Source organism: Streptomyces sp. NPDC101776 (genome assembly GCF_044766845.1).
Lineage (GTDB): Bacteria > Actinomycetota > Actinomycetes > Streptomycetales > Streptomycetaceae > Streptomyces.
Genome location: NZ_JBIWMV010000003.1, coordinates 502,666 through 525,758, shown reverse-complemented (window position 1 = coordinate 525,758; position 23,093 = coordinate 502,666). Strand labels below are relative to the sequence as shown.

Sequence of the window (23,093 nt, the reverse complement as noted above, 5' to 3'; positions counted from 1 at the left end):
GAACCCGGGGGTCCGGTCGTCGTCAGTCCTGGGGCTCGCCGTCCACCGGCGAGCCCTCGTCCTGTGTCGCCGGTGCCGCCGTCTTCGCTTCGGCGAGCGCGGAGATCATGAGGCCCACCTGCTCCGCGTAGTGGTCGATGAACTCCGGTGAGTCCGGGTCCTGTTGGCCGAGTTCACGGGCGATCCACGGGATGGCCACCGGAGCGACCGAGGCGGCGAAGAAGACGAGGGCCACGGCCCCCACGTCGAGGTCGCTCCGGAATTCACCGCGCGCCTGCCGCTCGCGGAGTTCCTCGACGTGCTTGAACAGTTCGGCGGCCCGCTCGTCCTCGGCGGGCGGGCGCCTGCCGGGCTCTTCGCGGGTCAGCGTGTGCACCCACGCGGGGTCCTCGTGCGCCCAGTGGACGTAGCGCCGCACGGCATCCGCGAAGGTGCGGGTCTGGCTGACGCGCATGGACTCCTCGAGCCACTGATCGCTCAGCGCCTCGTACAGCCCGCGTTTGCCCCCGAAGTAGTACGTGATCAGCTGATGGCTGACGCCGGCCGACTCCGCGATCCGTACGACCCGGGCTCCGTCGAATCCGTGGGCCGCGAACTCCGCGCTGGCGGCGGTCAGAATGGCCCGCCGGGTTCCTACCGGGTCACGCTGACGACCGGGATCACCGGGGTGCCTCCGGCGCTGCTGCCTGCCGGACGCCGCTCCCGACTTCCCCGATGTCGTCTCTTCCCCTGTCACATGGACGACCTTACCGGCGGCCTTGTCGGACAGGTTGACCACCTGCGGTGTCTGTTGTGCTCACCGTCGCAGGCAGTACGCCGCAGCGCCCGATGATCAAGCGGTTCGAGCGGCAGTGCCGAGCCTCGTGGCGGGCGCGTGGTCATCAGCCCGTATGCGACCCGACGTCAGGCCGAATACTGCGACTCCACGGGGTCGACGACGTCGACGAGATGGAGCGCCGCCCACAGAATGCCCTGCTGTTCCTTGACGCTCCGTCCCAGCATCGCTTCAGCGCGTCGGATGCGGTACACGACGGTGTTCTTCACCACGTCGAGCCGCGTGGCGGCTTGCGCGGGGCTGCAGTTGCATTCGAGGTAGACGCGCACGCTCTCCCGGAGCAGTGACTCTCGAGGATGTCCCAGGGCCCCGAGCTCGTCCCGGACAAAGCTTTGTGCCCGCTCGGGGTCAGAGGTGAGCAACGCCGCGAGTCGGACGTCCTCGAAGAAGACCGTGCGACCGCGTGAGCGGGCGGCCGAGTACAGCGTGACGCGGACTGCCGCCATCGCCTCTTCGTGCGTGGCCCGAAAGCCGTCGAGGCCGCGCGCCGGGCGACCGACCGCGACCAGGGCACCCGGCACCAGGGGGATCGAGTGGACTGCCGCACTCCGTGGGTCGGTGAACGCGCCCCATGCCCACACCTCGCGATCGTCCGACGGGATCACCAGGTGTGCGGTCGCGCCGACGACCGTCAAAAGCCTGGCGGCAACCCGATCGAGTCCCTCTGACTCCGCGTGGTCGTCGTGCGCGTCGCGTCGCAGGATCAGGCTGACATGGGTCCGGTTCGCGAGCTCGTACCGCAGCGCCTTCGCGGGGTCCAGGACCGTGTGGTCGCCACGCAGCAGAGTCCTGACCAGCTCCCCGCGCGAACCGTCGACGCTCGTGAGCCACGCTTGCTCCTCGGCCGCGTAGGCGGCGCTGCAGGCGAGCGAGAAGGAACTCACGAGGTCGACCAGAAAGCGTGACAGGTCGGAGAGCCCCTCCGACTGTTGATCGGCCGGTACAAGGCGACGGAACTCGGAGACAAGGGCGCCGCTGAAACGAGCATGGGAGGCTCGCTGGAACGCGAGTATGCGCTCGAGTGAAATCCGTTGTCTCACCGCTCGGGCGATCTGGCGGGTCGTCTCCGGGGGGACCGTCGTGGGGACCGCCCGGCCGAGGCAGAGAGCCACCAGGGCTTCCATCACGACCGCCTCGGCGGTGGGGCGTAGCTCCTCGGTGGCCTCTGCGCGGCGGGCGGCAGGGATATCGGGGTCGACCGAGAGCGCCGCGAGCTCGCGACAGAATTCGACGGCCCACGAAGACGCCCCGATTCCGATGCCGGCAACGGTCCGGTTCCAGGTCTCCGGGAGGCAGGTCGGCTCGAGCTCATCAGGGGGAGCGCTCGGGTGTAGCCGGCACACCCAGGACCCGGTGGCGGACATCCGCATCCCCTCTCGCATCGTCGCGAGCGCCCGACGTGGCCGGGCCTGATGGCAGCACACTGTATGGGCGTATCCCGCTGAAGGGGCGAGGCGGCGGGAGGGGCGGGCCCGGTGCTCCCGCCCGCCCTTCGGTCCAGCCGATGTTACCGCTTGGCCTCGGGGTACAGCTCGATCGCGGAGTGCAGGATGCGCTCCCACGTGGTGTCGTTCACCTCGAGGATGTTCCCGTCGGGGTCCTTGACATAGGCGTATTTCGCGGGGTCGCCCGGAGCCCACCCGGCCGGGTCGCCGAAGCTCTCCCCGCCGTTCGCCACTGCACGCGCCACCGTGCCCTGGACGTCGTCGACGGAGATGGCGAAGTGCATGAACGACGCCTCCGGCTGAGGCACGCCGATCGTGGGGTTGCGGTCGGGGAGGAACTGGAACAGTTCGAGGCCGAAGCCGTCGGGCAGCTCGATGAAAGCGATCCGGTAGTCGGTGTCCTTCAGGCCGAAGATGATCTCGGTCATCTGCTTGCCGGTGTGGTACGGGTGAAGGACTTCCCTACCGCCGAACGTCTCGACGTAGAACTTCGTGGAGCGCTCGATGTCCGAGACGCGTACGGCCAGATGCTGGACACTCGCCATCAGAAGCCCCCTTCTTCGGCCAGCTCGCACAGGCTCGGCGCCCGATCCGCCCGTGGGTACGAGAAGTCTTCGTCGACCATCGTCACCAACTCTTCCGTTGTCTCGTCGTATGACTGCCGTTCGTCGAGCAGCCGCATCTCATGCTCGTGCGGCGCCCGCCGATTTCGCTTGCCTCCCTGGGGCAATCCGCTGGGCCGGATTTGGCGGATCGGGGCAAGCGACACGCGGGTGCGGGGGGTTTGACTCGATCCACTCCTCATCCCACGGCAACGAGGCCGGGCGAGAGGGAGCGGACGAAGGGAACGACGATGTCGTCGAACGACACGACCGCTGTGATCGGCGATCTACGGATACCGGAGCCGGACCTCACCCCGCAGGAGGTGATCGCCCGCGCCGCGGCGATGCGCCCGACACTCCGCGAGAATCGCGTGAAGGCAGCGGAGGAGGGCAAGTACTCCGCCGACATCCACCAGGCGTTCCAGGACGCCGGCTTCTACCGTCTCGTGCAACCGCGGAAGTACGGCGGCTACGAGTTCGGCCTGGAGACGTACTACCGGACGATGATCGAGATCTCGCGCGGAGACCCCGGCATCGGTTGGTGCCTGACCCTGGGGACGGGCCACACGATCCCCCTGGTCGCACACTTCCCGGAGGACGTCGTACGGGAAGCCTTCGGCGAGGACGGCGTCTTCGTCGCGCCGCACTCCGCCAACCCCCGAGGCGCGCTCGTTCCCACGGAAGGCGGATTCCGCCTCACGGGGGTGTGGCCGTACTCGTCCGGTGTCCCGTACTCGACCCACGCGATGGTGAGCACGGTCATCCTGGCCGAGGGAAGCGACCCCGTCCCGGCCGTGGTGCTGCTGCCTCGCAGCGACTACACCGTACGGGACGACTGGGGAGGGCACGCCACGATGGCCCTCGGCGCGAGCGGGTCGAACACGGTCGTCGTGGAGGACGTCTTCGTTCCGGCCGACAACGTCTCTCCCCTGTTCGACTGGGGATACTCGACCCTTCCCGAAGGCACGCACGGCACCCGTTCCACCGGTAACCCCTTGTACCTGGGCCAGATCCAGCCGCTGTATCCGGCCTCGCTCGCGGCTGTCCAGGTCGGTGCGGCGTGGGCGGCACTCGACGCCTATGAAGAGACCATCCTGACCAAGAAGCGCCTGTACCCGCCGATGGTCGAGCGGTACAAGCACGAAGAGGGCCAGCGGATCTGGGGCCAGGCGCGGGCGACGATCGACGCCGCGCAGGCGGTACTTCTCACGGCGGCCCGCGACTACGAGCGCCTGGGCGAGCGTTGGGCGAGCGGTGACCTCCCGTCCTTCGAGGACTGGGTCGCCCTCGGCAATGTGCTGTACACGTCGTGCCGGCTGTCGCACGAGGCCACCGAACTGCTGTTCCGCTCGGTGGGCTCCTCGGTGGCGCGGAAGGGGCTGCCGCTGCAGGACTACTTCCTGGTGACGCAGATGTCGAAGGCGCAGATCGCGGAGCACGTGCCTGTCATCACTGTGACGACCGCAAGGGCCCACTTCGGGCTGGACCTGAACACCGTTTAGGGTGACGCGTCTTTCCAACTTGCGCCCACGGCAAGGCAGGACAGCCACCAGGCTCGACGTGTCCGACTCTGCCTTGCGTGTGCTCACCAGGCAGTTTCGGCGGCGTCCGAACGTCGGACGCCGGGTCCTGTGCAGCCTCACCCACCTGCGGATGGGTCACCCACACTCGTTTCGACCAGGACAGCCTCGCCACAGCCGGCGAGGGGTGCACGCGACCGACGGCGGGGGCGGATCCGGGTCCACCGCGCCGACCGGCACGAACTGCCGCGTCTGTAGGAGTTCCTGAGCCCGGCACGCGTACGCGGATGAGCCTCGCCGTAGGGGCCGCCGCGCCCCTGTTCGTCGCCAGCCACCAGGCGGAAGCCCTGCGCATACGGCACTCCTTCATGCCGCCAACCGCTTCAGCCGCATCGCCCGCAACACCTTGATCCGCGCCGCCTCCCCCTGGTCGGCGCCAAGCTCGGCAAAGCCCTAATGGGCTGACACCTCAGCAGGAAGAGGAAACGCAATGACTCGGACGACCGAGACCGTGATCGATCGCTACATGACGCTCGTCGACCGTGCGGTGCACGAGCCCGAAGCACTGAAGGAGTTCGAGGCGGTGTTCGCGCCGAAGGCCACCGTGCTGTTCGGCGAACTCCCTCCGGTGACCGGCCTGGCCGACATCACGGGGTTCTACCGAACCCTCTACGCGGACATGGCCGACAGCAAGCACGTGTGGACCACCGCGGTGCTCGACGAAGGAACAATCGAAGTCCGCTTCATCACGGCGTGGCGCACCGCCGACGGCCAACTCGGGTCCCAGAGCGGCACCGAGCACGTGACCGTCGACGCGGACGGACTGATCACGGAGCTGCGGGTGCTCATCCCGCAGAGCGACGGCGCCTGACCGGCCGGGCAGAGCAGGAGCCGGTGGTTCCGATCGTGCCGGTTCCCGTCCCCTGCCGTGGAACGGTGCGATGCTCACCCCATGACACTCGGTCCCGAGTCGCTCCGCGAGCTCGTGGGCGCTGACGCCGTAGGTCTCCAGGACCATGGCTTTGCCGACGGTGGCCACCATCGTAACTAGCCGGCCCAGCTCGGACGCTTGGCTTCCGGTCATCTCTCTCGTGAGATGAAGGCGTTGTCGAAGGACCTGGCGGAGGGCTCGATGGTGGTCATCCGCCGTACGTAGGCGAGTGCGTCCGGAGCCCCGGTGAGCCGGTCCATGCCGGCGTCCTCCCATTCGATGGAGATCGGGCCGTCGTAGCCGATGGCGTTGAGCATCCGGAAGCAGGCCTCCCAGGGGACGTCCCCGTGGCCGGTGGAAACGAAGTCCCAGCCGCGGCGGGGGTCTCCCCACGGCAGGTGCGAGCCGAGCCTGGTGTTGCGTCCGTTGAGCTGTTTCTTCACGTCCTTGCAATCGACGTGGTAAATGCGGTCGCGGAAGTCCCACAGGAACATCGCCGGGTCGAGGTCCTGCCAGACGAAGTGCGAGGGGTCGAAGTTGAGGCCGAACGCGGAGCGGTGCCCGATCGCTTCGAGGGTCCGTACGGTGCTCCAGTAGTCGTAGGCGATCTCGCTGGGGTGGACCTCGTGGGCGAAGCGAACGCCGGATTCGTCGAACACGTCGAGGATCGGGTTCCAGCGCTCGGCGAAGTCGGCGTACCCGTCGTCGATCACGGTGTCAGGAACGGGTGGGAACATCGCGAGCGTGTGCCAGATGGCGGAGCCGGTGAATCCGACGACGGTGTGGACGCCCAGCTTCACCGCGGCTCGCGCGGTGTCGGCCATCCGTTGTGCGGCCCGGCGCCGCACGCCCTCGGGTGAGCCGTCGCCCCAGACGTCGGCCGGCAGGATCGCCCGGTGCCGTTCGTCGATCAGGTGGTCGCACACCGCCTGGCCGACGAGGTGGTTGGACAGTGCGAACACCTTCAGTCCGTGACGGGCCAGGATCTCCCGGCGACCCTCCACGTAGGACTCGTCGGCCAGTGCCTTGTCGACCTCGAAGTGGTCGCCCCAGCACGCGATCTCCAGCCCGTCGTAACCCCATCCGGACGCCAGTCGGCAGACCTCCTCGAAGGGCAGGTCGGCCCATTGCCCGGTGAACAGGGTGATCGGTCGTGGCATGGCTCATGGTCTCCGTTCCGGGATGGGAATCCATTCGCCGTGAGAACGAGCGACGGCGTCGAGGACGAGCTGGACGTCGAGGGCGTCGGCGAACGACGGGCGGGGCTGGACGCCGGTGGCGATCGCCTCGATGAGGTCGCGCGCCTGGTGGGTGAAGCCGTGTTCGTAGCCGAGCAGATGGCCGGGTGGCCACCATGCGGCGAGATAGGGGTGGTCGGGTTCCGTGACGAGGATGCGGGTGAAACCGTTTTCGCCGGAGGGCCGTGAGGCGTCGTAGTACTCAAGCTCGTTGAGACGTTCCAGGTCGAAAGCCAGCGAGCCCGCGGAGCCGTTGATCTCGACGCGCAGGGCGTTCTTGCGTCCGGTGGCGAACCGGGTCGCCTCGAACGTGGCAAGTGCCCCGCCGGTCAGCCGGGCGAGGAAGATCGCCGCGTCGTCGACTGTCACCTGCCCGGTGCCGCCGTCGACGGTCGGGCGCTCCGGTACGAGGGTCTCGGTCAGGCCGCTGACGCCGGTGATCCGTTCGCCGGTCAGGTGCTGGACGATATCGACGATGTGTGAGCCGATGTCGCCGAGCGCGCCGAGCCCGGCGCGCTCGGCCGAAAGCCGCCAGGACATCGGTGTGGCCGGATCGACCAGCCAGTCCTGCAGATACGCCGCCCGGACGTGGTGGACGCGCCCCACCCGCCCCTCGGCTACGAGCCGGGCCAGCAGAGCGACGGCGGGTACACGCCGGTAGGTGTAGCCGCACATGCTCCGGACGCCCGGAGCCGACGCTGCGGCCTCGGCCATCGCCTCAGCCTCGGCGACGGTGTTCGCCAGCGGCTTCTCACACAGGACATGCTTGCCGTTGCGCAGCGCGGCGATGGCGATCTCGGCGTGGGTGTCGCCCGGAGTGCAGATGTCCACGAGGTCGATGTCATCGCGCTCGACCAGAACCCGCCAGTCGGTCTCGTACGACGCCCAGCCGAGCTTCTCGGCCGCGGCGGCGGCGCGGTTCGCGTCCCGGCCGCACAGGGCTGTCATGTGTGCTCGGAGCGGCAGGTCGAAGAACCGGTTCACCGCCCGCCACGCCTGTGAATGAGCGGCACCCATGAACGCGTGCCCCACCATGCCGACGCGTAGTTCGTTCATCTGGTACTCCCGGTGCTCGACTGCTGAACCGCTCGGCGGACCAGGTGACGTGACGCGAGGACCGCCAACGCCGTCGACGTGGCCGTGGGATTGCACGCGGTCGCTGTGGGGATCACCCCGTTGCCGCCCACGTAGAGATTCTCGAATCCCCATACCAGGCTGTTCCGGTCACAGACGGAAGTGCTGTCATCGGCTTCCCCCATGCGCACCGTGCCCTGGTAATGCAGCGAACTGCCCGCCGGAAGCAGACGCGGCCGGCTTCCGGGGAAGAAGTCTCCGATACTCTCGGCCTGTTCCACCATCTCCCGCTCGGCCCGGGCGATGGTGTCCAGGTCCCGGTCGCTCAGTCCGTAGTGGATCGTCATCCTGGGCAGGCCGAAGTCGTCGACCTCGGAGTCGGAGAACTCGACCCGGTCCTCCGCGCGGACGTCTTTGGTGGTGAACCGGCCCCAGGTCACCACCGGTCGGTTCTGCGGGGCGGCGCCCGGAATGTCGATCGGCGTGGTCCCGGCCTGCATCACCTGGGTGTGGAAAGGGAAGTCCGGCTCGTGGAAGGGGATCCACAGCACGCCGGTCAGCAGCTCGCGTCGATCCTCCTTTGCCGTCGACGTGATCGTGGATGTGGTACGCAGCGCGAGCGCGCCCACGATCTGCGGCTGGTCGTTGAGGTACCTGCCGAGCGCGCGTGGACGGACGCCCGAAGCCCACAGCAGCTGTGGTGTGCGGAGCGCGTCAGCCGCGACCACCACGGCCTGAACCCCTACGACGTGCGTCCGGCCGGTACGGCGATCGGCCAGCACCGCGTCCGACACACGGCCGGACGTGTGCAGGAGCCGACGGCAGACCGTCTCGGCGGCGATGGCGAAATGCCCCTGTCCGGCGTGTGCGAGAGGGCCCAGGACCGTATCCGTTCCGGACCAGTGGGGCAGCGGATTCCCCGTCGGTGCGCAGGCCAGGGGCATCGGCTGTACTCGCCGATCGGAGGGACGTCCGGCGTCGAACAGCTTCGACAACGTGCGGTGCAACTCCCGGCTAGCCTCGGTGGCCGGGAAGGCCTCGGTGGTCACGCCGAGCAACTCGTGAGCGCGGTCGAACGCTTCGTCGAACGCATCCCCGAGGAAACCGATTCTTTCCGAATCTCCAGGTTTCGGGCAGGCGCAGGTCCAGTGCGCGCCCATCCCTCCGACGTTCGCGGACAGTGCGGCTGCCGGCATCCCGGTCTGGTCGTCTTCGGTGGTGTCGGCTTCGCTCACCAGGACGGTGCCAGGGCGGGACACGAGCCGGCCGTCGATGCGGCCCGTGTCTGAGGTCTGCCGGCCGGTCCAGCCGGTCGCGAGATCCTGGGCGCGGCGCCGGTCCCGCGGGTCGAGGTTGCGCACGTTGGCACCCGGGACCTCGGTGAGGTGTGGTCCGGCTTCGACCATGAGGACCGTCAGACGCGGCGCCGCTTCGTGGAGTTCTCTGGCGAAGGCGGCACCGACGGGTCCGCTGCCGACGATGAGGACATCGACCCGCGGCGGCAGGCGCGGAGCGGCTCCGACGGGATCAGTGGTCACCTGACGAGGCCTTACTCCCGGCATTCGCGTTCTCTGCGAACAGATCGTCGAGAACGCGCTGTTCCAGCTTCTGGTGACGGGCCACCATGTCCCAGGGATCGGCGGTCAGGTTCCAGTGCCAGCCCTCCCACTCACTGGAGATGTAGCCGTCGTAGCCGCTTTCGGCAAAGACGCGAAGGATGTCGCGGACGGGCACCGAAGGTTCGTCGCCGGTCTCGTCGATGTCGAAGAACTTCCCGTGCATGTGCACGGTCCAGGGCGCGAGCAGCTCCCAGTCGGACGGGCTCGCATGGCCGAACAGGCCGATGGAGTTGCGGGCGAGGGGCTGGCCCTCGGCGCCGACGCCCTCCTCTTCGAGGATCTGATAGGCGGCACGGTACATCTCAGGCAGTGCTTCATCGTCGAGGATCGGCCCGAGTTCGTGCTGTGCCAGCCAGCTCTCCTCGATGCGTCGGATGTATGAGTCCGGCAGTCCGCTGCGCCGGCCGGCCTCGAGCCGGCTCGGCGGCAGCCGGCGCATCGAGGAGCCCCAGTCTGGAATGAAGCCCAGGTGCGGAGAGCCGAGCTGCTCGTAGCGTTCGAGGAGGGCGAGCACGAGTGGGTGGCGGGGTGAGTGGTGGGCGTGGATCTCCAGGCCCAGCTTGACGTCTTCCCGTTCGGCGATCGGAAGCAGCCGTTCCATGTCGTCCGGTGTCACGGAGTACTGGACCCGGACAACGGGGAAGTTCAGTTGTCGTGCCGCGACGATCTGCGCCTCCATGTAGCTGACGAGTTCGTCGGGAGTGAGCAGTCGGTCCCGTCGGATCCCGGCGTCCGCGTTTCCTCCGATACAGGCCGGCACGAGCCCGGTTTCGTCGATCAGCGAACGGAACCCGTGGATCTGCTCGTCCGTCAGCCGGGGCCACCCGCGAAAGCTCTGGAAGCCGACGACCTCAAGTCCGGGGCCGAGCCCCAGTTCGGCGACGCGCCGGACCGCGTCCTCGAGGGTGATGCGGCGGCCGTGGAAGTCACGGGTGAGGCTGTACAGCGTGGTGCCCAGCTTGGGGCCGCGGTTCGTGGACTTGTTCGTCATCAGGCTGCCACCTTCAACTGCGCCGAGCCGGTATCGAGGTTGACCAGCGGAGAGCCGCCCACCGGCAGGTAGGGGATGTACAGGCCCAGCACGACGGTCACCTCGTGGTCCCCCGGTTCGACCGCCGTGGCGGTGTCCACCGTCAACAGCGCCGAGTCGAGTACGTACCACCAGGTGTCGGTCAGTGAGGGTAGTACCGAAAGAGACAGAGGGCCGGTCGAATCGAGCTCCAGGGTGATTGCTTCATCGGGGACCGGAGTCCCGTCGACCGTCACCGTGATGCGCTCCACGCACGACAGTGGCAGCGCGCGGTACCAGGTCAGGCGCAGGTTGGTGCAGAAACCCTGCTCGGTCGGGCGCAGGGTTTCCGCTTCGATCAGACGTTCTGGGAACACGGCTTTCCTCATCTCGGGCATCGATCTCGTAAGCGACGTCGACGAACTAAGGTTATACACTTAGCCCCTTACGGCGGGAAGAGAGTGGGCAAAGAATCGAAAAGTCGGTCGCAAGTGTAGACACTAGAGGGTCGGACTTCTAAGGTGGCCGAAAATACGCTGCCGCAGGGTCCCCTGCAGGCGCTCAGCACGACGATGAGGTCGGACTGGACATGATCAAGAGAAGCCGTATTTGCCTCGGAGTGGCGGCCACAGTGGCCGCCGGCCTCCTGACCGCCTGCTCGTCCGGCGGTGACAGCGCCAAGACCATCACCTTCAGCGGTCAGACGTCCGAGCAGGGCATCTGGCAGCCGCTCTTCAAAGCGTTCGAGAAAGCCAACCCCGGGGTCAAGATCGACGCCCGGTACACGCCGAACGACTCCTACCCGCAGCTCATCCAGACGCGGCTCCAGGCGGGCCAAGCCTCCGATGTGATCCAGACGACACCCGGAACCGGCGGTGGCCTCGCCGCGCTGACCCTCGCCGCGGGCGGCCAGGTCGCGGATCTGACCAACAGCTCCTGGATCTCGTCGCTACCTGCCAGCACCAAGAAGATCGTCACGCTCAACGGCAAGGTCTACGCATATCCGACCGACCTGGCGCCACTGTTCGTGGCGTACAACCCCGAGATCTTCACCCGGGCAGGTGTTTCGGTCCCGACCACGTTCGCCGAGCTCACGGCAGCGTGCTCCACGCTTGCCGCGACCGGTGTCACGCCGATCAGTCTCGCCGGGGCCTCCTTCCAGAACGTCAGCATTCTGCTTCAGACCCTGGCCGCCAATAACGTGTTCGGCCCCGACGCGAACTGGAACAGTGAACGGGCGGACAAGAAGACCACGTTCGCGTCCAGTCCGGGCTGGCGGAAGGTTGTTTCGGACCTGCAGAAGATGACGGACGCCAAGTGCTTCTCCAAGGATGTCGCAGGGGTCAAGGCACCCGTCCACATCCAGCGGTTCGCGACCGGGCAGGCCGCGATGGAGGTCATGCCCGCCCAGGCGATCGTGCAGGTTCGCGCCTCCGCACCGAAGTCCTTCCGATTCTCGTCGTTCGCCTTCCCCGCCGACACCAGCGCGCAGACCAAGGTGTCAGCGGCCAGCGGTATCGCGCTGGTGGTCAATGCCAAGGCCGCCAACGCCCCACTGGCCCGGAAGCTCATCGACTTCCTGAGTGAGCCGAAGCAGCGGGCGAGTTACGCCCGAACCGCCGGCACCATCGCGCCGGGAGCCGGCGCCGACGGGAGCGATGTCTACACCGACGCCCTGACTCCGCTGAAGCCGTACCTGACGACGGAGCGGGCGCAGACCCTCAACTACCTCTTCTGGCCGGCGGCCAGTGTCGCCCAGGAGTTGGCGACCAGCGCCCAGGGGCTGTTCACCGGCCAGAAGTCGGCTCAGCAGGTCCTCAAGGACGCTGACCGGGCATGGGACGGCGCCTCGAAGTGAGTGTCCGCAACGATCAACTCACCGCTGCCAGGCCACCGAGCAGGCCTGACGGTCCGGCAAGGCCGACCGGACGTGGCCGGCGCGCGCAGATCCCGGGTCTCCGCCTGTCCAGGCTGTGGGTGCTGCCGGCACTCCTGCCGGTCGCCGTGTTCCGGTATCTGGCCGTAGCCGTCGGTGCCTACTACGCCTTCACGAGCTGGGACGGCGTCAGCGTCAACGCGACCTGGGTGGGCTTCGCGAACTTCGAGCGGCTCTTCTCCGACGATGTGGCCCGCAAAGCACTGTGGAACACGCTCATCCTGGCCGGCCTGGGTGTCATCCTGTCCAATGCCCTCGGCTTGCTGCTGGCGCTGGGGCTCAACCGTTTGCTGAAAACCCGTCATCTGCTGCGGTCCATGTTCTTCGCGCCGTTCGCCATCACGCCCCTGGCCGTGTCGTACGTCTGGGCCTACATCTTCGACTACGACGGGCTCCTCAACCGGGCCTTGGGCTGGGTCGGCCTGTCCGGCTGGCGGCACGTGTGGACCGCCGATCCCGATACGGCCATCTGGACGATCCTGATCGTCCTCGTCTGGCAGCTGACCGGCCTCTGCATGATCATCTACCTGTCCGGTCTGCAGGGGATCTCCGAGGAGATCTTCGAAGCGAGCGAACTCGACGGCGCGGGCCACTTTGCGCGGTTCCGCCACATCCTGCTGCCGATGCTCAAACCGGCACTCACCGTCGCCGTCGCCCTCCCGACGATCATGACACTGCGGGTGTTCGACCAAGTGATCGGCCTGACCAACGGCGGCCCCGCGCAGGCCACGGAGACGCTGGCCACCCAGGTCTACCGCCAGTCGTTCGCCAGCGGCAACTACGGCTACGGTGCGGCGATCGCACTCGTGCTGACCCTGCTGATCTCGGTCGTAGCTCTCCTGCAGATCTTTCTCCTCCGCGGCGACAAGGAGACCCGATGAGCCGCCTCCGCTATCGCCCGAGGACCTTCGGGCGAGAGATCCTCATGCTGGTGGCCGCCGCGATCTGGTGGGTGCCCTTCTACCTGATCGTCGCGCTGTCCTTCCAGGACAGTGACGAGGTCTCCCACCGGTCACTGAAACTGCCGCTGACACATCCGGAGTTCAGCAACTTCAGCAACGCCTGGTCCGACCCCGTCAACGGGATGGAGCACGGCATGCTGTCCAGCCTGGTCATCACCGTCGGCAGCGTCGCGGTGATCGTCGTCCTCGCGTCGCTCGGCGCCTACGCCATCGCGCGGCACTCCGGCCGGCTCAACAACGGCCTCTACGTGACGTTCGTGCTCGGCATTGTGATGCCCTATCAGCTCGGGCTCATCCCGGCCTTCGTCGCCCTGCGGGAGATGGGGCTCGTCGGCACCTACCTCGGCATGATCGTGCTCTACACGGGGCTGGAGATGCCGACCGCGATCTTCCTCTACGCCGGTTTCATCCGGGCGCTGCCCACGGAGTACGAGGAAGCGGCGCTCGTCGACGGCGCGACCCCGCTGCGGATCTTCTGGCGAGTCGTGTTTCCACTGCTGGCCCCCGTCACGGCCACGGTCGCGGTGGTCACGGCGCTTTTCGTCTGGAACGACTTCTTCACCCAGCTCGTCTTCCTCGGCGGTACCGACAACCAGACCCTCCCGGTCGCGATCTACGGATTCGTCGGGGAGTTCACCACGCAGTGGAACTATGTGTTCGCCGGCGTCGTCCTCTCCGTGCTGCCAGTGCTGGCCTTCTTCGTACTCACGCAGCGCAAGCTCGTGAAGGGTTTCGCGGGCGGTATCAAGTGACCACTGACCCCTACACCTTGCGCCTGTCGGCAGCGCTGCGTCGCTCTCGTGACTCCGACGTCTTCGCGTGGTCCGTCCGCGCCCGCCTCCCGTGGTTCCGCGCGCTGCCGGTGTCGTGTGTGGAGCGGGTCCTGCTGTCGGCGGGAGGCGAACCTGTCGCCGAAGAGGACGTGCTCTTCCACGTCGACGGGCAACTCCTGTCCCTGTCCGGCCTCCAGGCGATGCGCGACCGCTACTGGTCGATCGAGGAATCCCTGCAGATCGGCGTCGGACACGGCGGACCGGTGCCGGTTGCCGGAACCGAGGTCGGCGTCGAGCTGACCCTCCGGATGCCGGAGGGCGCGGGCGCCGATGGCGAATGGCCACGGCGGACGACGCGTGCCTCGGCGCGGCTGGCCGGAGCCGAGGAGTCACCGTGGGCGCAGGGCGTGTGTACCTTCAGTTTCGCCGGGGAGCTGAGGCGTGGCCGCTCGCTGCGGTCATGCCTGGACGAGGTGGCGGCGCTGGGCGGGTTCACGGCCGTCGAACTGCTCGGCGCCCAGGTGATCGAGGGCTACCCGGCACCGGCACCGCAGTGGCTGGAAAGGTTCTCGGACATGCTGCGCGAGACCGGCCTGGTACCGCTGTGCTACGACGGCTTCCTCGACCCGGGGCGTTCGGCGGACCGTACGACCGGTGACGCCGATGTGCTGCGGTGGGCCGAGACGGAGCTCGCGCTCGCGTCAGCGCTGGGCAGTACCTACGTCCGGCTCAACGTGCCGCTCCGCCGGTCGCTGTTCGAGCGACTGGCGGAGTCCGCCGAGCGTCATGGGCTCGTGGTGCTGACCGAACTGCACGCGCAGACGCCCCAGGACGCGAGCGTGCAGACGCTGCTGGGCCTGCTGGACGAGCTGCGCTCCCCGCGGCTGGGGCTGATCGTGGATCTGTCGTGCGTGATGCGGGCCCTCCCGCGGGGATTCACGCGTCTGCTGACCGGGACCGGCGCGGCGCCAGACGTCGCGCGGCTTGTCGAGGACGCCTGGAGCGACGGCATTCCCCTGCCGGCGTTGGAAGCCGAACTGGCGGGGAGGACCGTGAGTGACGAGACGATGGAGGTGACTCGGCGGGCGTACCGGCTGTTCCGGCGGTCGGATCCCGGCTGGCTGCCGGACCTTCTCCCGTTCACGAGGATCGTCCATGGCAAGTTCTACGAAATGGAGTCCGGCCACGAACCTGCGATCGCGTACCCGGACGTGCTCGCGACGCTCGCGCGAACGCAGTTCGACGGCTGTCTCATGACCGAGTACGAGGGACACCTCTGGGACGACTCTCCCGATACCTTCGGCCAGCTCCTCGCACACCGTCGCATGATTTCGGCGGGTGCCGATGTCTAGGCGGCACGGTGATCGGCTGCCGGTCGCGCTGGTCGGATTCGGCGGATCGGGGGCAGGTATTCACCTGCCGCTGATCGCCGCGCATCCGCGGCTGAGCCTCGACGTGATCGTGGCGAGGAGCCCTGAGCACGTCCGGGAGGCGCGGTCGCGCTGTCCCGACGCGCACGTCACGAGCGACCTCACCGCGGCCGGCGACTGCGCGCTGGTTGTGGTGGCGGTCCCCCCGGCGTACCGCGCGGGGACCGTCGGGCAGCTCCTTGGACTCGGAGCCCGCGTGGTGGTCGAGAAGCCGATGGCCGCGAACACGGACGAGGCGGCGATTCTGTCGGACTCGGACCGCCTGACGGTGTTCCAGAACCGTCGCTGGGACAGCGACTTCCTGACTCTCCAGCGGCTGTGGACGGAAGCGACGCGGCCGGAACCCGCGCGTCTGGTGTCGCGACTCCAGTGGTGGCAGCCCACCGTGCGTGACGGCTGGCGGAACCGGCCGGAGGGTGGCGGGATCCTGCTGGAGGTCGGTTCGCACCTCATCGATCAGGCGATCGTGCTGCTCGGTCCAGTCACGGCCGTGTACGCCGAACTCGACGTCCGCCGACGTGACGCCGTCGCCGAGGACGACGTGTTCCTCGCACTGCGGCACGGCGACGGCAGCCGGTCGCACCTGTCCATGGGGCCGGTCGGCAACGCCCGTCTGCCTCGCTTCGAGGTCACCACCGCGGACACCCGGATCGTGTTGGGGGCCGCCGATCCCCAGCAGCAGCAACTCGCGCAGGGCATGGCCCCTGCGGACGACGGCTGGGGGATACCTGACACCTCCGACTGGTCGATCCAGCACGGATCCGAGCCGCCGCTAGCGGTCCGCGGGGAGCGAGGACGCTGGCAGGCCTTCTACGACGCTGTGGTCAACTGGGCAGCCGCCGGCGGAGGCCCGCCGGTGCGCGCGGAGGAAGGAATCGCAACCATGAAGGTCATCGACGCGGCCCGGCGGTCGATGGAGGAATCACGCCTCATCGCCCTCGGCGAAGGGATGAGAAGCGATGGATGAAAGCACGGCGCGATCTATGGATGCGCCCGACGAGCTGATCGAGCTTCTCAATCTTTCGGACCGTCGTGAGCCCGCTGTCGTCGACATCGTCGTCTGGGTGGTGCGCGGCATGATGGAAGGACGGCTCAGCCCGGGACAGGATCTGAACAGCGTCGAGCTGGCCAACAGTGTCGGTACCAGCAGGACTCCGGTACGCGAAGCGCTGGCGCTGCTCGAGTCGCAGGGCCTGGTCGAGATGAGGGCCCGCAAGCGGCCGCGGATGGCCGCGTTCAGCCTGAACGAGGTCCGGGAAGTGTTCTTCCTGCGCGCGCAACTGATGTCATCGCTCGCGAGGCTCGCGGTCGAGCGGGCCACCGACGACGAGCTGGTCCGACTCGGCTCGATCGTCGACTCGCTGCGCAAGTACGCCGCGGAGAACGACGACGACCACTATCGCGTGGCCCACTTCAGGTTCTTCGATGTCATTGTCGAGATTTCCGGCAATGACACAGCACGGGAAATTCTGAATTCCCTGTTCCTGCGCACTCTCTCGCAAAGGCGCAAGCTGTCGCAGCCGGGGCGGCTCGCCGAAAGCCTCCATTTCGCGGAACTGGTCCTGGAGGCGTTCCAGCGGCGCGACGGCGAACTGGTGGCGCTGCTGGTGCGACGGTCCATCGAGGCCACGCTGGCCGCGATCGAGCGGGGCAACGCCGCGCGGACGGAGCGGCCGTCGTGACCTCCGCCGACGCGTCGTGTCTCGTTCTCGCAGACATCGTCGCCGGAATAGTCCTAACAACGGCGATCGAGTCGCCTCTCCCCACGAATGTCAACTGCGCCACCGTGCAGGACGAGCCGCAGATGCCTTTGGGAGGTGTCGGCGCAAGCGGCTGGGGGCGCTTCGGATCCCGGGCGGCGATCGAGGAGTTCACCGAGCTGCGCCGGGTCACGATCCAGTCCGGCGAGCGCCACCACCCGATCCGACAAGCTGAGAGTGGAGCACACTCCCATGACCACCGTTCGTGACGCCGTCTTCCAGGTACTCCGTCAGTTCAAGCTGACCACCATCTTCGCCAACCCAGGGTCGACCGAGATTTCCTTCCTGACCGGCTTGCCCGATGACATCGAGTTCCGGCTGGCCCTGCATGAGGGGTCGGTGGTCGGCATGGCGACAGGCTGGGCGATGGCCCGGCGCCGCCCAGCGTTCGTGAATCTGCACACCACGGCGGGGCTGGCCAATGCCGCGGGAGCGCTGGCCACCGCACGTACCAACCGCGTGCCTCTCGTGGTCGTCGTAGGGCAGCAGGACCGGCGTCACCTCGCGCACGACCCGTTCCTCGCGGGGCGACTCGAAGGCCTCATCGGCGAGTATCCCGTGTGGACGAACCAGCCCGCCCGGCCGCAGGACGTGCCGGCGGCCATCGCACGAGCGCACCACGAAGCGGTCACCGCGGCTGGGCCCGCGCTCGTCGTGGTCCCCATGGACGACTGGGAAAAGCCCGCTGAGCCGCTCCGCGGTGCGGCACCGTCGCAGATTCGGAGGGCGCCCGCGACGGACGACGTCGCCGACCTCGCCGAAATCCTCGACCAGGCCAGCAATCCGGTGATAGTAGTCGGGGCGGGGGCCGATGACGAGTCCTCCTGGGCCGCGCTCGTCGAACTCGTCGAACGTCTCGGCGTACCGGTGTGGCAGGAACCCTTCGGGGCCCGCGCCGGTTTCCCCCAGGATCACCCCTCGTTCGCGGGTCACCTTCCACCCGGGCGGGCCGGTGTCCGCGCCGCGCTGGCCGGTCACGACGTCCTATTCGTCGTCGGTGCACCGGTCCTGCGCCAGTATCCGTGGGAACCCGGCGAACTCGTGCCGGACGGTACAACGGTCCTGCAGGTCACCCAGCACGCGGACGAGGCCCACAACAGCGTGGCCGACATAGCGCTGATCGCCGACCCCGCCCACATCTGCCGACGGCTCGCCGAACGCGTCCGGGCGCGGGATGGTGCACGCCCGGAGCCACGAAAGGCGCAAACGCCGACGGAACCGGGACAGCCACTGCGGCCGGCCCATGTCTTCGACCTGCTCGCGCAGAATCTCCCCCACGACACCATCCTCATCGAGGAGTCACCGTCCAGCCGTCCCGAACTCCACCGCCGGGTTCCGGCACGCGTCCCACTGGGCTTCGTGAGTGCGGCCGCAGGTGGCCTCGGCTTCGGACTGCCTGCCGCGATCGGGCTGAAACTCGGTGCGCCGCGCCGCCCCGTCGTCGCCGTCCTCGGCGACGGTTCTTCCCTCTACGGGATCCAAGGCCTCTGGAGCGCCGCACACTACCAAGTCGGCGTGCTCTTCGTCGTGCTGGCCAACGGAAGTTACGCGATCATGGACCGGCTCGCAGAGCAGTCCGGGCTGGGCAAGGCCCCTTGGCCCGCGTTCACCGAGGTCCGGATTTCCGAGGTGGCACAAGGCCTCGGCTGTCCGGCCCGGCGAGTGACGACGTATGAGGAGCTCACTGCGGTCCTTGGTGAGAGCCTGCCGTCCCTCGCTCAGAGAACCAGTCCGCTGGTCCTGGACATCGACGTCGTTCCGGACGCGGCCTACGGCTGACGTCACATGTCTGTGGGGGGCGATGACGATGTCGAAACGGGTTCGGTCCCAAGAGCGGTCGTCCCTGTCGTGGTCACCAGCGGTGCGGGAGCCTGGTTCCTGCTGTTGGGTGAAGCAGGGCGAGGACACGGCCGAGTCCCGCGTCCGCATCCCGGATGCGATGTCCAGCGCACTGTTCGCCACGTTGAAGTGCAGCCAGGACAGGGACCTGCCCGCGGCCTGAGTGTCCACTGGAGCCGGGGCTGACGAACTGCTCACCAGTCGCCCGCTGAACGCCGCCCTCGGCAGCAGTCGGTCAGCAAGGAGGACCCCGCAGAGCCAGCCGCTGCCCGTCTCGCCGGTCGCGTTCGTCTGGCTACGGCCATACCAGGAGGAAGACTGGCGTCAAGGTGTCACGCGGGCCGCCGGTTGCCGCTGTGGTGGCCTGCGGGGGCTCTCGAACCGAAGCAGCTGTCCCACGTCCCAAAGGGCCGTAGCTCCCGCCAGTCCCTGGCCGATGAGCTCGAAGTGGAGATGCCGCGGCGACCCGGCACGGAAACCTCGCCTTCGACAAGTCCACCCGGAACTTCGGCTCGCTGCCCACGACGGCGAGCCGTATCACCCTCGCGGAGGGGGAGGAACCGGTCCAGCCTGGCGAGAGCGATCCCGACACCGTGAGACAAGTTGGGCGGAAGCGGAGAGACACTGCGTGTGCTGCGCGAGACGTTGCGGGTGTACTTGCCGTCCCGACTGCCGACCGCAGGACAGGGGCTCGCGGCTTGGTCGTGGCGAAAACACCGTCATCCACCGAGCCAGCCGCGCGGTGGAACTGCTCGGCCAACCAGACATCAGGACCCGGCAGCTCGAACTGGGCGTCGTGCTGCGGCTCGCGACCGTCATCGGCACAGACGCGACCCGCGCCGACCTACGCAACGAGTCGCCCGGCGAGACCTTGGTTCGTCGGCGCAATCGGCAAAGGACAATTTGGTGAGATCGGGCAAGAGAGCAGGTCGGCCCTTCGGGTTCCATGAATACATCGTTTCGTCGATGTTGACTGGAGACGCCGCCGATGTCCGAACTCATTGATCACATTGATCACCAGCAGGTGCGACAGCACTTCGCGCTGATCGACGAACTTTCTCTGGAGCCGGGGCTGTCGCCTGACGGTTTCCGCGAGGCGTTCCGCAACCATGCGGGCGGCGTCGCGGTCGTGACCGCTGACGCCGGCCGAGGCCCGGTCGCCCTGACCGCGACATCGGTTATATCGGTGAGCGCGACTCCCCCTCTCCTCGTGTTCTCCGCCTCGACCCTCTCTTCGACGACGCCGACGATCCTGGAGTCGTCGTCCGTGGTCGTACACCTGCTCGGAGCCGGTCAGGTCGACCTCGCGCGTCTTTGCGCGACGAGCGGAGCGGACCGCTTCGCGGACACCGCTGCTTGGACAAGGCTGCCGACCGGTGAGCCCCATTTCGTCGCGGCTCCGGTAAGCATCCGGGGCACGATCGCCGCCACCTTCACAGCCGGGGCTTCGACGCTCGTCGTCGTCAACGCCACCCACGCCCACCACGCGCCGACGGGCGCCGACGCCCCAAGTGACGCGTCAGGTCCGCTGGTTTACCACCACCGGACCTGGCATCGGCTGAGCGAGCTGTCCGAGGTGGTCCCGGCGGCGTACTAGCGCGATCGCATCTCGATACACACCCACCGCTCCAGAGCCGAAGTCAGGCGGATCTCCGCCCAGAACAGAGTCGAGAACCTCCCATGGCCAAACTGAAGATCATCGTCGCGAGCACGCGGCCGGGCCGGATCGGCCTCACCATCGGTGAGTGGTTCGAGAGCCACTCCAAGGAACGCGGCGGATTCGACGACATCGAGCTGGTGGACCTGGCCGAGGTCGACCTGCCGTTCATGAACGAGCCGCACCACCCGCGCCTGGGTACGTACACTCACCAGCACACCCGTGACTGGAGCGCCAAAGTCGCGGAGGCGGACGCCTTCGTGTTCGTGATGCCGGAGTACAACTTCGGCTACAACGCCGAGTTGAAGAACGCCATCGACTACCTGCACAGCGAGTGGCAGTACAAGCCGGTCGGCCTGGTCAGCTACGGCGGTGTCTCGGCCGGCACCCGGGCCGCGCAGATGATCAAGCAGGTTGTGACCACTCTGAAGATGACACCGGTCGTCGAGTCGGTGTCGATTCCCTTCGTGCACCAGCTGATTGACGAGGAGGAGGGCCTAGTGCCGAACGAGGTGATGGCCAGTTCCGCGACGGCGATGCTCGACGAACTCGTCCGGGTCACCGAGGCCCTGCGCCCGCTGCGGTCGACTGCGACGGCGTGACCTGCGTCAGTTGGTCCAGCATCCACGTCCTCCGGCTTCGCCACCGCCGGCACCGGCGGGATGGCTGTCTGTAGCTCCAGCGACCGGCCGGAGCGGTTCTTCGTAGACCGGGGCTGCCTGACGATCGGAGGTGGCCGCCTGTCGGGCCCCGGGGCGTCAGGCGCAGTCAGCGTCTCCCGGCGGCGTGACCTGGTCCGCCTTTTCCCTCAGAACCATGTCGATCAGCCCGGGAAAGCGTGTGTCGAGTTCTGCCTTGCGGAGGGTGTTGATGCGGCGGTTGCCCTCGTCATGCTGCCGGATGACGCCGCCCTCCCGCAGGACGCGGAAGTGGCGGGTGAGCACGGACGGTGTGAGGTCCTGACGGAAGCCGCTGCAGGCCAGGCCGGGGCGTGCGGCGAGAGTGAGGACGATGCTGAGCCGGATCGGATCGGTGAGCGCACTCATGATCTTGATGAGGTCGAAGTCCTGTGTGTCCGGATGGACGAGCGGTGACGCGGAGCGGCTGGCCATGGGGTCGAGCATACTGGGCCACTGGAAGATGTACGCATTAGCGCGTACATGATTTACAGTGGTGATGCGGGAGAGGGGGACATCCCGCATTTCTCCCTTCAGAAGGAAACCCATGTCTGTCACTAATCCTTCACTTTCACACGCTTCATCGCTTTTCTCCCCCGCTTCCTTCGGGAAGATCGAGCTCGCCAACCGCGTAGTCATGGCCCCGCTGACCCGGATGCGCAGCGGCTCCGTCGGCATTCCCGGCGAGCTGATGGCCGAGCACTACGGGCAGCGGGCGAGCGCCGGGCTGATCATCACCGAGGGCACCTACCCCAGCCACGAGTCGCAGGCGTACCTCGGTCAGCCTGGCATCGCCACCGACGAGCAGGCGGCAGGCTGGGCGCGGGTGGCCGAGTCGGTGCACGCTCGTGGCGGAAGCATCGTGCTCCAGATCATGCACGGTGGCCGAACCGCTCACCCCGGCGTCAACGGCGGCCGGCGCGTCGTCGCCCCCAGCGCGATAGCCGTCGAGGGTGAGTTGCACACCGGCACAGGCAAGCAGACCTATCCTGTGCCGCAGGAGATGACCGTCCAGGACACACAGGACGCCCTGGCCGACTTCGTCGCCTCGGCCCGCCGGGCCACCGACGCGGGCCTGGACGGCGTGGAGATCCACGCCGCCAACGGCTACCTGCTCCACCAGTTCCTCTCTCCGGCGTCCAACCAGCGCACCGACCAGTACGGTGGCTCCCCCGACAACCGCGCCCGCTTTGTCGTCGAGGTGGTCAAGGCCGTCGCCGAGGCCGTCGGCCCGCTGCGGGTCGGCCTGCGGATCTCACCCCAGCACAACATCCAGGACGCCTTCGAGCGCGACAGGGGCGACGTGCTGGCCACCTACGGCTCCCTTCTGGACCAGCTGCGCCCGCTGGGCCTGGCCTACCTGTCGGTGCTGCACCACGAGCCGGCCGGCGACCTCGTCCAAGAGCTGCACGGTCGCTTCGCCGGCAACCTGATCGCCAACACCGGCTTCGCCACGGTCACCTCACACGAGGAAGCGGCTCAGTTGATCGAGGCCGCTCACGTCGATGCCGTGGCCATTGGCCGGGGACTCATCGCCAACCCCGACCTGGTCGAGCGTTGGCAGGGCGGCCACCCCGAGAACGAGCCGCGCCCCGAGCTGTTCTACGCCCACGGCCCCGAGGGCTACACCGACTACCCCTTCCTCCAGGCCGACTGAGGCACCTGGACGCCTGTCCGTGAGGCCGGAACCCGGCCCGCGGACAGGCGTCCAGGTGCCGACCGCGTCCCACTCGACGGACGTAACGAGGCGTACGGCGTCCGAGCACGCGACGGGAGGCATGGAAAC

23 protein-coding genes are annotated in these 23,093 nt (G+C 67.8%); 13 read left to right on the top strand and 10 right to left on the bottom strand.

What is annotated here, in order from left to right:
- Nucleotides 1–22 precede the first annotated feature (22 nt).
- The 4 genes from ACIRRY_RS14035 to ACIRRY_RS14020 all read right to left on the bottom strand — a co-directional run bounded on the left by ACIRRY_RS14035 (nt 23) and on the right by ACIRRY_RS14020 (nt 2,962).
- A complete protein-coding gene (locus tag ACIRRY_RS14035; RefSeq protein WP_403971826.1) occupies nt 23–736 on the bottom strand; it encodes a TetR/AcrR family transcriptional regulator in 714 nt (237 codons plus the stop codon).
- A gap of 167 nt (nt 737–903) precedes the next feature.
- Nucleotides 904–2,199: a PucR family transcriptional regulator gene (locus tag ACIRRY_RS14030; protein ID WP_403971825.1), complete on the bottom strand. Its 1,296-nt coding sequence runs from the start codon at nt 2,197–2,199 to the stop codon at nt 904–906.
- A 143-nt stretch (nt 2,200–2,342) separates the two neighbouring features.
- The gene (locus ACIRRY_RS14025; RefSeq protein WP_403971824.1) at nt 2,343–2,825 is read right to left on the bottom strand and encodes a VOC family protein; all 483 of its coding nucleotides are present in this window, start codon (nt 2,823–2,825) and stop codon (nt 2,343–2,345) included.
- Nucleotides 2,825–2,962, bottom strand: a complete 138-nt coding sequence (locus ACIRRY_RS14020) for a hypothetical protein (RefSeq protein WP_403971823.1) — start codon at nt 2,960–2,962, stop codon at nt 2,825–2,827. The genes ACIRRY_RS14025 and ACIRRY_RS14020 overlap by 1 nt, the downstream gene beginning before the upstream one ends.
- Nucleotides 2,963–3,133: 171 nt before the next feature.
- On the opposite strand from ACIRRY_RS14020, the gene ACIRRY_RS14015 reads away from it, so the two are divergent.
- On the top strand, nt 3,134–4,384 hold the full coding sequence (locus ACIRRY_RS14015; RefSeq protein WP_403971822.1) for an acyl-CoA dehydrogenase family protein: 1,251 nt from the start codon (nt 3,134–3,136) through the stop codon (nt 4,382–4,384).
- Between the two features lie 508 nt (nt 4,385–4,892).
- The gene (locus ACIRRY_RS14010; protein WP_403971821.1) at nt 4,893–5,273 is read left to right on the top strand and encodes a nuclear transport factor 2 family protein; all 381 of its coding nucleotides are present in this window, start codon (nt 4,893–4,895) and stop codon (nt 5,271–5,273) included.
- Between the two features lie 209 nt (nt 5,274–5,482).
- On the opposite strand, the gene ACIRRY_RS14005 is transcribed toward ACIRRY_RS14010, so the two are convergent.
- Genes ACIRRY_RS14005 through ACIRRY_RS13985 form a run of 5 tightly spaced genes read right to left on the bottom strand, consistent with a single transcriptional unit; the run spans nt 5,483 to nt 10,662 of the window.
- Nucleotides 5,483–6,493 carry a sugar phosphate isomerase/epimerase family protein gene (locus tag ACIRRY_RS14005; RefSeq protein WP_403971820.1) on the bottom strand — a complete coding sequence of 337 codons (1,011 nt, stop codon included), beginning with the start codon at nt 6,491–6,493 and terminating at the stop codon, nt 5,483–5,485.
- 3 nt (nt 6,494–6,496) lie between these two features.
- Nucleotides 6,497–7,627, bottom strand: a complete 1,131-nt coding sequence (locus tag ACIRRY_RS14000) for a Gfo/Idh/MocA family protein (RefSeq protein ID WP_403971819.1) — start codon at nt 7,625–7,627, stop codon at nt 6,497–6,499.
- Nucleotides 7,624–9,183, bottom strand: coding sequence for a GMC oxidoreductase (locus tag ACIRRY_RS13995; protein WP_403971818.1), 1,560 nt, complete (start codon nt 9,181–9,183; stop codon nt 7,624–7,626). Before ACIRRY_RS13995 ends, ACIRRY_RS14000 begins: the two co-directional genes overlap by 4 nt.
- On the bottom strand, nt 9,173–10,255 hold the full coding sequence (locus ACIRRY_RS13990; protein ID WP_403971817.1) for a sugar phosphate isomerase/epimerase family protein: 1,083 nt from the start codon (nt 10,253–10,255) through the stop codon (nt 9,173–9,175). The genes ACIRRY_RS13995 and ACIRRY_RS13990 overlap by 11 nt, the downstream gene beginning before the upstream one ends.
- Nucleotides 10,255–10,662, bottom strand: a complete 408-nt coding sequence (locus tag ACIRRY_RS13985; protein WP_403971815.1) for a DUF6379 domain-containing protein — start codon at nt 10,660–10,662, stop codon at nt 10,255–10,257. Before ACIRRY_RS13985 ends, ACIRRY_RS13990 begins: the two co-directional genes overlap by 1 nt.
- A gap of 200 nt (nt 10,663–10,862) precedes the next feature.
- Between ACIRRY_RS13985 and ACIRRY_RS13980 the strand changes: the two genes are divergently transcribed.
- From ACIRRY_RS13980 to ACIRRY_RS13935, 10 genes are all read left to right on the top strand, one after another.
- Nucleotides 10,863–12,131 (top strand): ABC transporter substrate-binding protein, encoded by a 1,269-nt coding sequence (locus ACIRRY_RS13980; protein ID WP_403971813.1) that lies wholly within the window; start codon nt 10,863–10,865, stop codon nt 12,129–12,131.
- A gap of 119 nt (nt 12,132–12,250) precedes the next feature.
- Nucleotides 12,251–13,090, top strand: a complete 840-nt coding sequence (locus ACIRRY_RS13975) for a carbohydrate ABC transporter permease (protein ID WP_403971811.1) — start codon at nt 12,251–12,253, stop codon at nt 13,088–13,090.
- The gene (locus tag ACIRRY_RS13970) at nt 13,087–13,923 is read left to right on the top strand and encodes a carbohydrate ABC transporter permease (protein WP_403971809.1); all 837 of its coding nucleotides are present in this window, start codon (nt 13,087–13,089) and stop codon (nt 13,921–13,923) included. Before ACIRRY_RS13975 ends, ACIRRY_RS13970 begins: the two co-directional genes overlap by 4 nt.
- Entirely contained in the window at nt 13,920–15,296 is a 1,377-nt protein-coding gene (locus ACIRRY_RS13965) for a TIM barrel protein (protein WP_403971807.1), read from the top strand. Before ACIRRY_RS13970 ends, ACIRRY_RS13965 begins: the two co-directional genes overlap by 4 nt.
- The gene (locus tag ACIRRY_RS13960) at nt 15,289–16,341 is read left to right on the top strand and encodes a Gfo/Idh/MocA family oxidoreductase (RefSeq protein ID WP_403971805.1); all 1,053 of its coding nucleotides are present in this window, start codon (nt 15,289–15,291) and stop codon (nt 16,339–16,341) included. Before ACIRRY_RS13965 ends, ACIRRY_RS13960 begins: the two co-directional genes overlap by 8 nt.
- Nucleotides 16,334–17,056: a GntR family transcriptional regulator gene (locus tag ACIRRY_RS13955; RefSeq protein ID WP_403971803.1), complete on the top strand. Its 723-nt coding sequence runs from the start codon at nt 16,334–16,336 to the stop codon at nt 17,054–17,056. Before ACIRRY_RS13960 ends, ACIRRY_RS13955 begins: the two co-directional genes overlap by 8 nt.
- Nucleotides 17,053–17,343, top strand: a complete 291-nt coding sequence (locus ACIRRY_RS13950; protein ID WP_403971801.1) for an aldehyde dehydrogenase family protein — start codon at nt 17,053–17,055, stop codon at nt 17,341–17,343. The genes ACIRRY_RS13955 and ACIRRY_RS13950 overlap by 4 nt, the downstream gene beginning before the upstream one ends.
- The gene (gene mdlC, locus ACIRRY_RS13945) at nt 17,327–18,913 is read left to right on the top strand and encodes a benzoylformate decarboxylase (RefSeq protein ID WP_403971799.1); all 1,587 of its coding nucleotides are present in this window, start codon (nt 17,327–17,329) and stop codon (nt 18,911–18,913) included. Before ACIRRY_RS13950 ends, mdlC begins: the two co-directional genes overlap by 17 nt.
- A 1,048-nt stretch (nt 18,914–19,961) precedes the next feature.
- A complete protein-coding gene (locus ACIRRY_RS13940; RefSeq protein WP_403971797.1) occupies nt 19,962–20,570 on the top strand; it encodes a flavin reductase family protein in 609 nt (202 codons plus the stop codon).
- Nucleotides 20,571–20,653: 83 nt separating this feature from the next.
- Nucleotides 20,654–21,232, top strand: a complete 579-nt coding sequence (locus ACIRRY_RS13935) for an NADPH-dependent FMN reductase (protein WP_403971795.1) — start codon at nt 20,654–20,656, stop codon at nt 21,230–21,232.
- Nucleotides 21,233–21,388: 156 nt separating this feature from the next.
- On the opposite strand, the gene ACIRRY_RS13930 is transcribed toward ACIRRY_RS13935, so the two are convergent.
- The gene (locus tag ACIRRY_RS13930; RefSeq protein ID WP_403972295.1) at nt 21,389–21,934 is read right to left on the bottom strand and encodes an ArsR/SmtB family transcription factor; all 546 of its coding nucleotides are present in this window, start codon (nt 21,932–21,934) and stop codon (nt 21,389–21,391) included.
- Between ACIRRY_RS13930 and ACIRRY_RS13925 the strand changes: the two genes are divergently transcribed.
- Complete coding sequence (locus tag ACIRRY_RS13925) at nt 21,855–22,964, top strand: alkene reductase (protein WP_403971793.1); 1,110 nt, start codon at nt 21,855–21,857, stop codon at nt 22,962–22,964. The two genes, ACIRRY_RS13930 and ACIRRY_RS13925, sit on opposite strands and share 80 nt — an antisense overlap.
- Nucleotides 22,965–23,093 lie beyond the last annotated feature (129 nt).